Genomic DNA, 14,714 nt, shown 5'->3' with positions numbered 1-14,714 from the left:
AGACGGTTGTATTCGATGATAGGCCTCTCGGGCACTACCCCCTCTTGCTGGGAGGGGCGAAAGGAAATTGCTTTGGGTAACGTTGCCGCGAGACGAGTATTGGTAAGCCGACGAGCGACAGCGCCCCCGAGCCCTATATGACAGTGCAATATCGAATCCATCAAGACGTAGCTGTAATCAGCCTTGACCATGCCCCAACAAACACCTTGGACCTCCGAACCCGCTCCGATCTCTTGTGCGCGCTCGGTCGAGCAGCCGAAGATACCACCGTTGCAGCGATCGTTCTGCACGGCTCCGGGCGTGGGTTTTCGGGCGGGGCAGACATCAACGAGTTTCCGTCGCAGAAGGCGTTCCATGCCCCTGACTTGCCCACGGTGATCAGCTTTATGGAGCTCATCGGCAAGCCGATTGTGGCAGCGCTACATGGCATGGCGATGGGCGGCGGCTTGGAGCTCGCACTTGCTTGTCATTACCGTGTTGCAGCGGCGGGTTGCATGATCGGACTGCCGGAAGTAAGGCTTGGGCTCGTACCCGGCGCTGGGGGTACGCAACGATTGCCACGTGTACTTGGCGCGGAGTCATCACTCAATATGATTCTCAGTGGCAAGGCTGTTGCAGCCAAGGTGCTGGCAGGATTCCATGGTCAGAAGCTGATCGAAGAGTTGGTCGTTTCGCAGGAGGCGCCTCTGGAAGAGGCGATCTTCATGGCACGCGAAGCTGCGGAGCGCCATAGGGGCGGCGAGCCGTTGCCGCGGATTCGCGACATGTCGTGTCGTTATGACGACAGTGACGCCTACTTTCAGTTCGTCAGAAACATGGTCGAGAATGAGGCGAAGAATGCTCCCGCGAAAAACGCCTGCGTTGATGCCGTTGAGGCAGCAGTGTCGGTGCCATTCGACGAGGGGATCGCCACAGAGCGGCGCTTGTTCGAGCAACTGCTCAACTCGCCACACAGCAAGGCGGCACGTCATTTGTTCCTGGCCGAGCGGGCTGCTGCTCGGATCGCTGACGTCGGACCAGACGTTCCTATTCGTGACGTGAAACATGTCGCCGTGATCGGCGCCGGCACGATGGGGCGGGGAATCTGCATGAATTTCTTGCAAGCCGGATTTCATGTAACGCTCGTCGACGCGAAGCAGGATGCCTTGGATGTAGCCGTTGAGGACATGCGGAAGGTCTATGGCATGCAGGTTAGGACGGGTGTCATTGATTCCGACGCGTATGAAGGGCGATTGGCGGCATTGCGCGCCACCCGCAGCTACGCGGACGTTGAAGATGCGGATCTAGCCATCGAGGCCGTCTTCGAAGACAAAGCGGTCAAGGAAGCCGTGTTTCGGGAGCTGGATGCAGTGCTGAAACCCGGCGCAATCATCGCGTCCAATACATCGACGCTCGACATTGATTGGCTGGCGGCGTTGACTCGTCGTCCACAGGACGTGGTCGGCATGCACTTCTTCAGTCCCGCCCATGTGATGCGGCTGCTGGAAGTCGTCCGCGCCCAGCGGACGGATAAGAGCGTGATGGCCACCGTAATGGCGATTGGCAAGAGAATCAACAAAGTCTGCGTAGTTGCAGGGGTATGCGACGGCTTCATCGGCAACCGAATGATCGATCCGTATCTACGCCAAGCTGGCTTTTTGCTCGATGAAGGATGCACCCCGCAACAAGTGGATTCGGCACTCGAGAAGTTTGGGTTCGCAATGGGTCCGTTCCGCATGAGCGATTTAGCCGGAAACGACGTTGGCTGGCATATTCGGAAGCGTCGGTACATGGAGCGACCGGACATCAAATACAGCCGGGCCGCCGACGCGCTCTGCGAAATGGGCAGATTCGGACAGAAGGTGGGAGCAGGTTGGTATGACTATGCGCCGGGCAGGCGTGATGCGGTCCCCAGCGCAGTAGTCGACGAATTGTTACGCAAACATCGACATTCGTTGGGAGTCCAGGCTCGAGTGGTCACTGACGAGGAGATCGTTGGTAGATTGGTTTACGCCCTCGTGAATGAGGGGGCGAGGATCCTTGAAGAGGGAATTGCGGGCAAGGCGAGCGATATCGACCTTGTTTATGTGACGGGGTACGGATTCCCGGCGTGGCGTGGTGGCCCTATGCACTACGCAAACCAGGTCGGGATTTGGTCTGTTCGTGAAGACATGAAGCGCTACGCACGCAATCCGCTTGACGATGTTAGCTTCTGGCAACCCGCACCGCTGATTGACCAACTCGCGGACGCGAGGCAGGTGTTCGGCATCGACAACAAGCACTGACAGGACCGCTTTTATATGACAAGTATTGTTATTGCTTCGACTGCGCGTACCCCGCTTACGAAAAGCTGGAAGGGTGCGCTTAATATGACGCATGGTGCGACGCTCGGTGGCCATGTGGTGCGGCATGCGCTGCTGAGAGCGGGAGTCGACGCGTGCGAGGTCGAGGATGTCATCATGGGGTGCGCAAATCCCGAGGGGGCCACTGGTTCGAACATCGCGCGCCAGATCGTGCTGGCAGCTGGCTGTCCAACCAGCGTAGCAGGCGTGACAATCAACCGCTTCTGTGCATCCGGACTGCAGGCGATCGCTTTCGCCGCGCAGCGCATCTTGGCCGGAGAGGGGCAAATTTATGTGGCTGGCGGAGTAGAGAGCATTTCCTGCGTGCAGCGTGAGATGAATCGCCACATGGCAATCGATCCGATATTGGCGGAGATCAAACCTGAAGTGTACTGGACGATGCTGCAGACCGCAGAGCAGGTGGCGAGGCAGTACGGCATTTCACGCGATCGGATGGACGAGTATGGCGCTGCGAGCCAGCAACGGGCCTGCGCGGCCCAAGCTGCAGGTCATTTCAATGCGGAAATTGCTCCAATCGAAGTCACGGCGGGCGTCATCGATAAGGAACTCGGCTTCGTCACGAAAAAGGTCTCCGTCACCCAGGATGAGGGTATTCGGACCGGCACCACAAAGGAGGCGTTGGCGGGGATTCGTCCCGCATTGCCTGGAGGGGTCATCACTGCGGGCAACGCGAGCCAGTTCTCGGATGGAGCAGGTGCGTGCGTCGTGATGGACGAGCAAGTAGCTGAACGCAAGGGTCTCATCCCCTTGGGTCGATTTCTTGGCTATGCCGTTGCCGGATGCGAGCCTCAAGAAATGGGGGTGGGGCCTGCATATGCAGTTCCGAAAGTGCTGGGCAGATTGGGGCTGTCGGTGGATGACGTCGACTTGTGGGAATTGAATGAGGCCTTTGCTGTCCAGGTGCTCTACTGTCGCGACAAGCTCGGGATTCCGGACGAAAGGCTGAATGTAGATGGCGGTGCGATTGCTCTCGGCCACCCATATGGAGTGAGCGGTCAGCGGCTCGCTGGCCACGCCTTAATCGAGGGAAAAAGACGTGGCGCAAAGCGGGTCGGCGTCACCATGTGCATCGGCGGTGGGATGGGGGCGGCCGCCATTTTCGAAGTTCTTTGATGCTACCCGACCCCTCATCTAACCAGCACTCGCTTGCCGAACTGCAGCAGCAATCGGCAAGCGACTCTGCATTGGATTTGCCGATTCGCAGCCTCTGATCCCCGCCGTGACTTTGGCCCGACATACGGGCATTTTCGGATACATAGTCGCATTCTACTCCTGCAGAATTGGATGTTTGCATCCGGTAAACGCTACGGGAATGGATTTCGAGACATTGGATCCGCAGCTTGTCTTAAAGACAACGCCTCCACGCATGAGCGATTCGTTGATTCCGCGCGGTCGACTTGCGCTGGATCATTTGGGCTTGTCTCATAAGCCGGCAATTGTCATTCAAGCACCAGCGGGTTTCGGGAAGACATCACTGTTGATGCAATGGCGGCGTAGTGCTCAAGGTGCTGGGGCCGTCGTCATCTGGTTCACGGCTGATGAAAGCGACGATGCGAAGCGTTTCGCACGAGCCATTGGTTACGGACTGACGAACGCGAAGACTCAGAAGGGGAGCGAGCCGACGTTCTTGCGATGGCTACGTGATCAGGAGTCTGGTATGGCAGCGCTCACGGGCTTGCTTGCGCAGATCTCCGATCAGCCTTTCGACACTGTCGTCATAGTTGACAATGCCGAGCGTTCCGGTGGTGACGGCTTACACGACGCGCTCGCCTATCTGATTCGCAATGCGCCGGCAAACCTCCAGGTCATCATCGGCGCGCGTACCGGTGCCGTGCTCGATATCCCGGAGATCGCTGACCACAACATCGTTGCACGGCTTTCGAACGAAGAACTGACATTCACCTACGACGAAACGATTGCTGCTATCGGCAAGCATTTCGGCAATAAGGTTGGTGCTGAGGCAGCAGGTCGGTTGCATGAGCAGACGGAAGGATGGCCGCTCGGTCTCCAGCTCGTCATTGCCACGCTTAAAAAGAGCCTGGACGTTCACGCTGCAATTCGTGGGATATCGGCCAGCGCCGGCGACGTGCAGCGATATTTCGTGGAAAACCTAATCGGTCGGCTGGCGCCGGACTTGTGCGATTTCCTGACGCGCATTGCGATCTTCGACATGATTCACCCGGAATTGTGTGCGGCGGTGTTCCCCGGGCGCGATGTATCCGACATGCTCGTACGTCTAGAGCGGGATACACCTGTCTTCATGCACGCCGAAGGCGTTCCGTGGATGCGTATGCATGCTCTCGCACGTGACTTTCTCCTGACGCGCTTCCACGCGCTGCCGACGGAGGAACAGCGCCAGATTTCGGAACGGGCATGCACATGGCTGACTGCGCACGCGTTCTATGAAGAGGCGGCAAGGCACGCACTGCTGGCGGGGCAAGAAGATGTCGCGTACGAGTTGGCCGAGAAGACGCTCTACCAGATCGGCTACAGGGGAAATCTGTCGGAGGTTCTCAAATGGGTGGACAGGCTCCCGCCTCCTGAACTGCGCCGTCGTCCAGCGCTATGGACTGCAGCTGCATGGTCGCTGGCGCTAACCAACAGGCGCCGTGAGGCAGAGAGGGTTGTCGAATACATCGTTTCGGAGTATGGCGACGACGCGCAGCAGCAATTCGAGGCTGCATTGATCAAGGCCGTTGCCGCCAGCTTTGACGACCAACCCGAGCGCTTCCTTGAATCGATCGGTCCGGCAATCATACAATCGCCCCCGGCGCTCGATGAGAAGACCGGGCGCATTTACAAAAATGTATTGGGTTTTCTTAGCTTTCAGCAGGGAGATCTCGGTAAAGCCCGTCATTTTTGGGTTCAGGCTGCCCAAGCCAGGTCCTCAGATGCCGCCGATTATTCGAGCGGCTTTGCAGAATTCGGAATCGGCCTGTCATATCTATGGGAAGGCCAGTTTCGTACTGTCGAGCAGTATATGCGTGCAGCTCTGACGCGATGTGAGCAGGAGATGGGCCGCCGTAATCCAGTGTGCAGCATGATGGCGGCCGTGCTTGCCGCCGCACTGTGGGAACTGGGCGGGACGCAGGAACCCCAAGCCATTCTTTCGTATCGACTCGACGTTCTGGAAAGAGCCGGGGTGCCGGAGGCTATCATGCTTGCCTACCTTACCCTATCGCGGCTTGCTATGCAGGCTGGACAGGAGCCGCGCGCGCTCGAATATCTCGATGCTATGGCGGTTCTGGGGGAAACGCGCGCTATGCCGAGACTGCAAATTGCAGCCGTTTGCGAGCAAGTCAGATTACACGCCCGAGCGGCCCGCCCTGAGACGGTCGCCCGTCTGTGCCGGAAGCTCGACGAAGTCTGCCATGGGCTCAACGTCGTGAGTCGCACGGCCATCGACTCATGGGTGACGCTTCATCGCTCGCGCGCTCTGGCATATCAGGCGCTTGCTTTGCGTGACTGGACTGCGGCGCTCGAGCATTTGACCGTAAGCGCGGCGTGTGCCGACAGAATGTCTCTTGGGCGCGACAGTGTTGAGATTCGGCTATTGCGGGCAGTCGCATTGCGGTGCAGCACCGAGGGCGACGTGTCCGAATTGTTCATGGAATCGCTGAGTCTGGCGCGCGCGTGCGGCATGGTGCGGACATTACTCGACACTCATCCGGACGCGTTGGACAGTCTCAGGGAAGTTTCAAAGGAAACCGACTTCCGGGTAGGCGATCTGATTCAGGGGCGCTCCGTAGATCGCCCGGCACCCGTTGAAACTGACACCGAGACGAAGCACGGCGGCACTTACGCCAATGCGTTGCTGACGTCGAAGGAGCGAGAGATTCTGGACTTGATCGCGAGGAGCATGTCGAACAAGCAGATCGCCATTGCCCTTGATATCAGTGCCGGGACAGTGAAATGGCACGTGAAGAACATATTCGCCAAGCTCGACGCCGGAACGCGAGCCCATGCAGTCAAGCGCGCCAACCTGCTGGGAATCCTATAAGCAAACTAACGTAGTTCGTTCTGTCGGCTGATCCCTAATTTTCTCCAGGCCAATCGGTCTCCACCGAGTAGGGGACTGCCACTGGCCGACGGTATTGATCCACCGTGCGCATCCGCGTGCGCTTCCGACATACGCTACCGAGTTCCCCTCCCTTCGTGGGAGGGGCGACACGGTTCGTCGGCCGCATACAGTGTATTCACGATTCGTGCGGGGCCCGGACATGACCTCCGCGAATCGGTCGTCAGGCTTGCATATCTCAAGCCAAAAAACTAACGAATACACGGAGACAACGATGCAGCGGTGCACATGTGCCCAGGCAATTCGCCTGGGTGCTGCGATTTTAATCGTGGCAACCGGAAGGGGCGCCCATGCCCAAGGTGCGGGAGACAATACACTTAGCGTGGGATGGGTGCACAGCGCGCCGCAGACTGGCAGCGATCCTCTTCGGATTACCAGTATCGGAGGGACGGCCGTAGACACGACCCTGTCGGGTTCCGGCGCGGGTGCGCGAAGCAGCGATACGGCTGGCTTCACTATCGAACACTATTTCACCGACCATATCGGCGTCTCGGTTCTAGGTGGTTGGCCGGGGCGCACAAGACTCGAAGGCCGGGGCTCGCTTGAGAGTTATGGTGTGCTGGGAGACGCGCACACCTGGGCGCCGGAGGTCGTGCTGCGCTATCACTTCGGTCTACCACAAAGCAGGTTCCGTCCTTTCGCGGGGCTGGGGGTCAATTACACGTGGTTCTCGAACGCCCGAGTGACGAATAGTTCGTTCGTCACTCAGAACTTCGGGCCCGGTGGGTCGGCAAGCGTATCAGCGTCGAGTTCGTGGAGCCCGGTATTTCAAGCCGGCTTCGACTATCGAATCAGCAAGCATTGGGCGGCTGGCATGTCGGTTACGTATGTACCGACAGATACCAATGTCACCCTAACGGGACGCACCGCCGCGGGCACGGAAATCGTGAGTAAAACCAAGGTACGGCTGCGCCCCCTCATGACCTTTCTCAATGTCTCGTACACGTTTTAGAGACGTAGGTCGATCTGAAATCGTGTCATTCGGCCACGTCGACGGACGTTTTTGACAGGAGCGAGAATGAGTAATTTTATTGTGGTGACAGGAGTATCGAGCGGAATAGGTTATGAGCTCGCGCGATACTTCGTCTCGCGCCGATATCGGGTATTCGGGAGTGTCCGCAGTAATGAAGACGGACAGAGATTGGCTGCTGAACTTGGGCCGTCGTTCGTGCCGCTGTGTTTCGACGTAACGGATCTCGAAGCGGTGCAGTCTGCGGCGCAGCAGGTGCAAGCGGTTGTGGGCGAGGAGGGACTAGGTGCGCTTGTCAACAACGCGGGTATCAGCGTCTGTGGTCCGCTGATGCATTTACCGATCGACGAGATTCGTGCGCTGTTCGAGGTAAACGTGCTCGGTGTGATCCAGGTTACACAAGCGTTTCTCCCACTGCTCGGTGCGAAGGCAGATTCACCTCACCGACCTGGACGCATCGTGAATGTCAGCTCCGTGAGTGGTGCTGTCACCGTGCCGTTCTTCGGCGCATATGCCGGGACGAAGCACGCGTTGGAGGCCGTGACGCAGGCCTTTCGCCGCGAGCTGAAGATCTACGGAATCGATGTCATTGCGATCGAACCAGGCTTCGTTAAGACATCGATGTTCAAAAAGACTGAGGCAAAGAGCCCTAGGTCGCGCTTTTCCGATACTGCGTACGAGCCGCTTTGGCAGTCGTTCCAACGCGAAATGGCGCGAATGGAGGATAAAGCAGGAGACGCAAGTACAGTTGTATCCGCGGTTCATCGAGCATTGAAGGTCGCAAAGCCTAAGACGCGTTATCCGTTGGATTCACTATGGTGGATCGGCAAGCTCCTGTCCGATCGTCAATTTGATCGACTGATTTTCCGGGCGCTCGGACTCACACGTGCGTTGCGAGATATGCGTCGAACCGCCCCCCTCTCGATGGGAGGGGCGAATGCCCGAGGCGATATACCAAAATGAATGACAGATCGAAGCTCGATCGGCCCGGAGATGCATGAGGGCTTGTGGCAGGAGACGCACCGAAACGTCGGTGCAAAACATAACGTCGAGGAGATAACTCGTGAGCAGCAATTACCCCGTCGTGATCTACGGCGCGAGCGGTTATACCGGCCGGCTCATTGCCGAATATTTGCGAGATTCCCGCGTCCCGTTTGTGGCGGCCGGTCGAAGCCGGGCGCGCGTCGAGGAGGCCATGCGTGCGGTGCCTGGTATCGAGGACGCGCGTTACGAGATCGTCGAAGTCGAGCATGATGTCGAATCGCTGACGAAACTGTTCCAGGGGCGGCGCGTGGTCTGCAACACCGTTGGGCCATTCACCCGGAAGGGGCCGATCGTGATCGAGGCCGCTCTACGAGCGGGCATTCACTATCTCGATACCACGGGCGAGCAAGCATACATGCTTGACGCCAAGGAACAATTCGGTGCGGAGTTTGCAAAAGCTGGACTTGTACTCGTGCCATCGCTCGCATACATGTACGCCGTTAGTGAAATCTCTGCGCGCTTCTGCCTGGAAACCGAAGGCGTCGACTCGCTCGACATGTTTGCTTATGGCGTTGCCGTCCCGACGCAAGCGTCCACTCAGTCGATTTTCGACATCGTCCGAAACAAAGCGCGATATCTCGCCGACCATGAGCTGGTCGAGTATCGCGGTGTGGAGGTTCGGGATATTCAGCTTCCGGGTGGGTCAGTACTCAAGGCAACGCATTGGGGCGGTACGGCAAATCCCGTTTGGTTTCACGATGATCCACGGGTGCGCAACTGCAAGATGGCGGTGGCCTTATCGAACCAGGACATCTACAAGCGTGTCATGGAGTTGGAGCGGGCCTACAAGGTCCAGCTTCAGTGGATCCCCGACGAGCAACTGATTCCGTTGCTCGACAAGCTTGCCGCGAATATGACGCCATCCATGCCGCCAAGGGAGTCGAGGAACGTTCACCGTTCGATTGACTGGTGCCACGGCCGAGGAAACAACGTTGCCTCGAGTTGCACAATCTACGGAACGGGTGGTTACCTTATGACCGGAGTGCTGCAGGCATATTGTGCGATGCGACTGATTCGTGGGACTCCGCATGTGACGGGGTTCCGCTCTCCGTCGGAAGTATTCGGCCATCGCGAGCTGATCGGCGCATTGCAGGCACAGGGGCTTGCCAGCGTAACGCATCAACGCATTGTGTGAGCAACCGGGAAGCGAAAATGACAGAGCCCGTTTATCTCGCAGGCATAAGCATGACCCGCTTTGGGGTGTTTCCGGAGTGCTCGATCAAGGACCTGACGCGTGAAGCTGTCGAAGGCGCATTGGCTGACGCCGGCGCGGAACGACACGATATTCAGGCCGCCTTTTTTTCGAATACAGCCCAAGACATTCTCGAAGGTCAGGTGGTCGTGGCTGGCCAAGTCGCGCTCAGGTCGATGGGCTTCGAGCGCATACCGATGGTGAACGTTGAGAATGCTTGCGCGAGCGGATCCACTGCCGTCCACATGGCGGTGAGCTATGTCCGGTCCGGCATGGCCGACATCGCATTAGCGGTTGGTGTCGAGAAGATGAATTTCCCGGACATGGCCAAGGTGCTTGGCTTGTTCGATGGTGGCTACGACGTGCACGATCGCGAAGGGTTGCAGCGCATTCTGACCGAACTCGGCGGCGATCGATTCGATGGCGGTACAGGACATCGCAGTGCGTTTATGGAAGTCTATGCAAGTCTTGCACGAGCGCACATGCGTGATTTCGGTACGACGCAGCGGCACCTTGCGCAGATCGCATCAAAAAATCACCGGCATTCCACGCTCAATCCCGCGGCACATTTCCGCCGAGAGTTTTCGGTCGAAGAGGTGCTCGCGGCCCGGGCAATTGGCTTTCCGCTGACAGTTCCGATGTGTGCACCGATGACGGATGGAGCGGCGGCACTTGTCCTCTGCAACGCGGAAGGCTTGCGGAAAATCCGCGCAAGCAGGTTCCTGAGAATCCTGGCCTCAGTTGTAGGTACCGGAACGGACCGCCCGCTCAATGCATGGGACCGCTCGTTGACCCGGATCGCCGCGCTCCGGGCATACGAAGAGGCTGGGGTCGGTCCGAACGACATGTCGGTCGCGGAGGTGCACGACGCGACAGCATTCGGAGAGCTGTTGCAAAGTGAATCGCTTGGCTTCTGCGAGATCGGTGGCGGTGGTGCTCTGGTCGATTCGGGGGCAACGGCATTGGGCGGTCGAATTCCAATCAATCCGTCTGGTGGCCTCGAATCAAAGGGACACCCGATTGGGGCGACTGGAATCGCTCAACTGTTCGAGCTGGCGTTGCAGCTGCGCGGCGAAGCGGGACCACGGCAGGTTGCGAACGCCCGGTTCGCAATCGCGGAGAACGGCGGCGGAATGTATGGGGGTGAAGAAGCCGTCGCAGCCATCACCATTCTGGGCCGGTGACATATCGAGAGCGCGATACGTCAGATGCTCGTTCGATTTACATCGAGCGGCCACCAAAAGAACCTGTAGGAGACGAACATGAACGAAGGAACCCTCTCTATCCGTACAGACGGTGCAATCATGCACGTGTCGATCAACAACCCCCCCGTCAATCTAATGACCATTCAAATGGTCAAAGAATTGTTCGGTCTGGTCGGGCGTCTGAATTTTGACTCGTCAATCAAAGTGGTGATATTCGAAAGCGCGATCTCGGAGTTCTTCATTGCGCATTTCGACTTGAACGACCTCTTGGTTGCCGCGGACGACCCGGCCGCAAAAGGGAAATTCGACGACATCAATATCCTGCAATCGTTGAGCGTCGGTTTGCAAAGCGTGCCGCAGGTGACGATCGCCAAGGTTGGGGGCGTATGCCGCGGTGCTGGGCTGGAGTTGATTTTGGGCATGAGCATGCGCTTTGCCGGCGCATCAGCCCGATTCTGTGCACCGGAGGCCAGCAGTGACTTCCTGCCGTGTGGTGGCGGGTCCACGCGTCTCGCGATGGCGTGCGGCCCCGCGCGTGCACTTGAGATTACGTTGAGTGCACGCGACTTTAGCGGGGAGGAGGCGCAACAGTACGGGATCGTTAATCGTGTGTTGCCCGACAACGAACTGCACACGTACGTAGAAACGCTCGCCCAGCGGATCGCGCAACGCTCCCAGCACACCATTGCAATCAACCGGGAAGTCATCAAGCGGACGTTCGCGGCAATGGCCGATGCGCTGTTTGACGGATTTGCATACGAAAACGACGCATGGCGTGCAAGCATGCAACAGCCGGAGATGTCCCGGTCGATTCACGCGCTGCTGCAGACCGGACAGACAAGGGAAAGCGAGCTTGATCTGCCTCGTACGATGGACGGCATCCTCGAATCGCTGTCCGCGAAGTGAAACATTCGTCGCGCAGGAGCGGAGCCCGGACGTCGATTCATTCCGGCGCGATTGCAACGTAATCAGGAGCTGAATCATGAGCATGTCCCTTCACGTCCCGCTGCCGGTCGTCGGTCTGTCCGGATTCGAGGCACATCTGTCGGAAGAGGAGGCGGGCGCGCAAGCTGCATTGCATCGGTTTGCGGCGGAAGTCATGCGCCCGATCGGGCGTGAACTCGATCGGCTTCCAGCCGATGAAGCCTACCTACCTGGGTCACCTTTTTGGCAATTCCACCATGAGGTCGCCAAGCTCGGACTGGGGCCAGACGCATTGGCTGGCCTGGAGCCCGCCGCCGCCGCCCGCATGGAAGCGATCGTGATGGAGGAGCTTGGATGGGGGGATGCCGGGTTAGCTGTGTCCACCGGAGCCGGCGCAATGCCCATACTGATGGCTCAGACGAGCGGCAACCAGGAATTGATCGACATCTGCACTGGCAAGTTGGGGTGTTGGGCAGCAACCCAACCGGATCGCGGTTCCGATGGTTTGATTCTCTATGCCGATGAGCGCTTTCCGGGATCCCAGGGCAACAAGGGAAATCTGCAGGCAAGTTTCGTGGGGGACGAGATCGTCATCAACGGTCAAACCTCGGCATGGGTTTCCAATGGGGCGGTGGCGCAGGTAGCGTTGCTAGACATCGTGGCCGATTACGGCGATGGCTTTTACGGCCCTGACGGCACGACGTACGGCTGCAACATCATCGTGCCGCTTGACATGAAGGGAATCTCGCGTGGAAGGCCCCTCGAAAAACTGGGCAAGAGACCGCTGCCGCAAGGTGAAATCTACTTCGACAACGTACGCGTCCCGCGTCGCTTTTCGATTGCGACGCGCGACGACTATGAGCTGAAGCACGCTTACGCATGGGCCCATGCCGGTACGGCGATGAGCCACATCTCAGCCGGATTGGCGCGTGCAGCTTTCGAACTTGCATTGGTATACGTCCATGAGCGCCGCCAAGGCGGCGCGATGCTGGCACAGCATCAGCTCACGCAGTATCGACTGGGCGCGATTGGAACGAAGGTGGAGGCCATTCGTGCGATGGCTCGGCATGTAGCAGAGTACACAAAGTGTTCTCCGCGTCCGCACCCATACTTCACTGCGGCAGGCAAGGCTTTCTGCACCAGTGAATTACTGACGGTCGTCAATGAGTCGCTGCAGCTGTTCGGCGGTGTAGGGCTGACACGCGAGTTTCCGATTGAAAAGCTCCTGCGTGACGCTCGTGCGATGCAAATTGAGGACGGCGAGAACAACATCCTTCTTACACATTACGGCTACCTCCTGAGTCAACTTCATCAGCAGGAAGGCTGGGCTCGCGCTTGAGTGAGCGAAATGGGCAATAGTTCGAAATTGGATGACCGAAGATGGCAATGATTGATTTCTTTGACCGCGGATGGATGCTGAACCGGCGCGGTACTGCGTACGTGATGGACGGTCAGCGGTGGAGCTATGACGAGACCTATCGTCTGACATGCCAGGTCGCGCACGGCCTGATCGATGCCGGCTTCTTGAAAGAGGCCAAAGGGGCGGTACTCGCGGGCAACCATCCGTTAGCATGGATGTGCGTTCTCGGCATGTGGCGTGCTGGTCTGGCGTGGGTGCCGTTGAATCCGCGAAGCAGCGTCGACGAGAATGTAGCCTTGTTGCAGAACTTCGATACCGAGGTGTTGTTTTTTCAAGCAGCATTCGCGCCGATGCTTGATGCCGTGCGCACTGCATGCCCCGGGCTGAAGCGTTTCATCTGCATCGACGGCGATGTTCCGGGCAGTGATCCGCTCGCCTTGTGGCTGGAGGGCAAACCCTCGACGCCGCCGCTACTCGACTTCGCCATGTCCGACGTAGTGGCGATCATGCCGACGGGCGGTACCACCGGTGCGCCGAAAGGCGTGATGCAAACGCACCGCAACCTCGGCGTGTCGATTACCAGTTCGATGATGAACGTCAACTACGCGCCAGGCGAGCCGATAGTCAATTTGGCAGCCGCGCCGATGACTCATAGTGCCGGCTTCCTGTCGCTGTCCGCAACTGCTCGCGGAGGAACGGTGGTCATCCTGTCGAAGCCAGACCCGGCCGCACTTCTCGATGCCATCGAACAATACCGGGTCACGGAGTTCTTCTTGCCACCAACCGTAATCTATCGCTTGCTCGAAATTCCTGGCATCGAGAAGCGCGACTTTTCGTCGTTGCGCTATTTCATGTACGGCGCCGCGCCCATGTCGGTGGAAAAGCTCAAAAAGGCGCTGGGCGTGTTCGGACCGGTCATGTTCCAAGGTTATGGTCAGACGGAGGCCCCCGGGGCAATCGCGTTCATGCGGCCGGGCGACCATTTTATCGACGGGCAGGTTGCTTCGGAAACAAGACTGACCGCATGTGGTCTGCCTTGTGCGTCGAACGGCCTTGCCGTCCTGAACGACCAGGGCCACGTATTGCCGATCGGGGAGAGCGGCGAGATCTGTGTGCGTGGGGACCTGGTGATGAAAGGGTATTACAAACAGCCCGAGCGTACTGCCGAGACTATCGTGGATGGTTGGCTCCATACGGGTGATATCGGACACGTCGACGACGACGGCTTCCTCCACATCACGGATCGCAAGAAGGACATGATCATCAGCGGCGGCTTCAACGTTTACCCGAGTGAAGTCGAGCAGGTGATCTGGTCGCACCCGGCGGTTCAGGACTGTGCCGTAATCGGCGTGCCGGACGATACATGGGGAGAGGCGGTAAAGGCGGTTGTTGAACTTGTACCGGGCGGAGAGGTCGGGCCGGATGAGTTGATTTCGATGTGCCGCGAGAGGCTCGGTCCGGTCAAGACACCGAAAAGCGTTGAGATCGTCGACCAATTGCCGCGGAGCACAGCTGGCAAGGTGTTGAAGAAGGATATTCGCGCCCGGTATTGGCAGAACGCGCAACGCACAATCTAAACAAATAACCAATGGAGCGAGA

At 58.4% G+C, this 14,714-nt stretch carries 10 protein-coding genes; all 10 read left to right on the top strand.

The window, feature by feature from the left end:
- Positions 1-137 precede the first annotated feature (137 nt).
- Complete coding sequence (locus U5A56_RS31695; RefSeq protein ID WP_321926422.1) at positions 138-2,264, top strand: 3-hydroxyacyl-CoA dehydrogenase NAD-binding domain-containing protein; 2,127 nt, start codon at positions 138-140, stop codon at positions 2,262-2,264.
- Between the two features lie 15 nt (positions 2,265-2,279).
- Positions 2,280-3,455 carry an acetyl-CoA C-acyltransferase gene (locus U5A56_RS31690; RefSeq protein WP_062883965.1) on the top strand — a complete coding sequence of 392 codons (1,176 nt, stop codon included), beginning with the start codon at positions 2,280-2,282 and terminating at the stop codon, positions 3,453-3,455.
- A 199-nt stretch (positions 3,456-3,654) separates the two neighbouring features.
- Positions 3,655-6,342, top strand: coding sequence for a LuxR C-terminal-related transcriptional regulator (locus tag U5A56_RS31685; RefSeq protein ID WP_321926420.1), 2,688 nt, complete (start codon positions 3,655-3,657; stop codon positions 6,340-6,342).
- A 292-nt stretch (positions 6,343-6,634) separates the two neighbouring features.
- Entirely contained in the window at positions 6,635-7,372 is a 738-nt protein-coding gene (locus tag U5A56_RS31680; protein ID WP_080465472.1) for an OmpW/AlkL family protein, read from the top strand.
- 66 nt (positions 7,373-7,438) lie between these two features.
- Positions 7,439-8,353: an SDR family oxidoreductase gene (locus tag U5A56_RS31675; RefSeq protein WP_080465461.1), complete on the top strand. Its 915-nt coding sequence runs from the start codon at positions 7,439-7,441 to the stop codon at positions 8,351-8,353.
- 100 nt (positions 8,354-8,453) lie between these two features.
- Positions 8,454-9,569: a saccharopine dehydrogenase family protein gene (locus U5A56_RS31670; RefSeq protein ID WP_062883967.1), complete on the top strand. Its 1,116-nt coding sequence runs from the start codon at positions 8,454-8,456 to the stop codon at positions 9,567-9,569.
- A 17-nt stretch (positions 9,570-9,586) separates the two neighbouring features.
- Positions 9,587-10,810: a thiolase family protein gene (locus U5A56_RS31665; RefSeq protein ID WP_321926416.1), complete on the top strand. Its 1,224-nt coding sequence runs from the start codon at positions 9,587-9,589 to the stop codon at positions 10,808-10,810.
- 78 nt (positions 10,811-10,888) lie between these two features.
- Positions 10,889-11,737 carry an enoyl-CoA hydratase/isomerase family protein gene (locus U5A56_RS31660; RefSeq protein WP_321926414.1) on the top strand — a complete coding sequence of 283 codons (849 nt, stop codon included), beginning with the start codon at positions 10,889-10,891 and terminating at the stop codon, positions 11,735-11,737.
- A 76-nt stretch (positions 11,738-11,813) separates the two neighbouring features.
- On the top strand, positions 11,814-13,094 hold the full coding sequence (locus U5A56_RS31655) for an acyl-CoA dehydrogenase family protein (protein WP_321926412.1): 1,281 nt from the start codon (positions 11,814-11,816) through the stop codon (positions 13,092-13,094).
- A gap of 41 nt (positions 13,095-13,135) precedes the next feature.
- Positions 13,136-14,692 carry a class I adenylate-forming enzyme family protein gene (locus U5A56_RS31650; RefSeq protein WP_321926410.1) on the top strand — a complete coding sequence of 519 codons (1,557 nt, stop codon included), beginning with the start codon at positions 13,136-13,138 and terminating at the stop codon, positions 14,690-14,692.
- Positions 14,693-14,714 lie beyond the last annotated feature (22 nt).

This window comes from Burkholderia sp. BCC1998, from assembly GCF_905339875.1.
GTDB lineage: Bacteria > Pseudomonadota > Gammaproteobacteria > Burkholderiales > Burkholderiaceae > Burkholderia.
Note: the sequence above shows the minus strand (reverse complement) of the source record. Positions and strands in the feature narration are given on the sequence as shown.

What these genes read in the sequence shown, in the direction of transcription:
- U5A56_RS31695 (WP_321926422.1), top strand. Translation starts at nt 138, where the DNA reads ATGACAGTGCAATATCGAATCCATCAAGACGTAGCTGTAATCAGCCTT.
- U5A56_RS31690 (WP_062883965.1), top strand. Translation starts at nt 2,280, where the DNA reads ATGACAAGTATTGTTATTGCTTCGACTGCGCGTACCCCGCTTACGAAA.
- U5A56_RS31685 (WP_321926420.1), top strand. Translation starts at nt 3,655, where the DNA reads ATGGATTTCGAGACATTGGATCCGCAGCTTGTCTTAAAGACAACGCCT.
- U5A56_RS31680 (WP_080465472.1), top strand. Translation starts at nt 6,635, where the DNA reads ATGCAGCGGTGCACATGTGCCCAGGCAATTCGCCTGGGTGCTGCGATT.
- U5A56_RS31675 (WP_080465461.1), top strand. Translation starts at nt 7,439, where the DNA reads ATGAGTAATTTTATTGTGGTGACAGGAGTATCGAGCGGAATAGGTTAT.
- U5A56_RS31665 (WP_321926416.1), top strand. Translation starts at nt 9,587, where the DNA reads ATGACAGAGCCCGTTTATCTCGCAGGCATAAGCATGACCCGCTTTGGG.
- U5A56_RS31660 (WP_321926414.1), top strand. Translation starts at nt 10,889, where the DNA reads ATGAACGAAGGAACCCTCTCTATCCGTACAGACGGTGCAATCATGCAC.
- U5A56_RS31655 (WP_321926412.1), top strand. Translation starts at nt 11,814, where the DNA reads ATGAGCATGTCCCTTCACGTCCCGCTGCCGGTCGTCGGTCTGTCCGGA.
- U5A56_RS31650 (WP_321926410.1), top strand. Translation starts at nt 13,136, where the DNA reads ATGGCAATGATTGATTTCTTTGACCGCGGATGGATGCTGAACCGGCGC.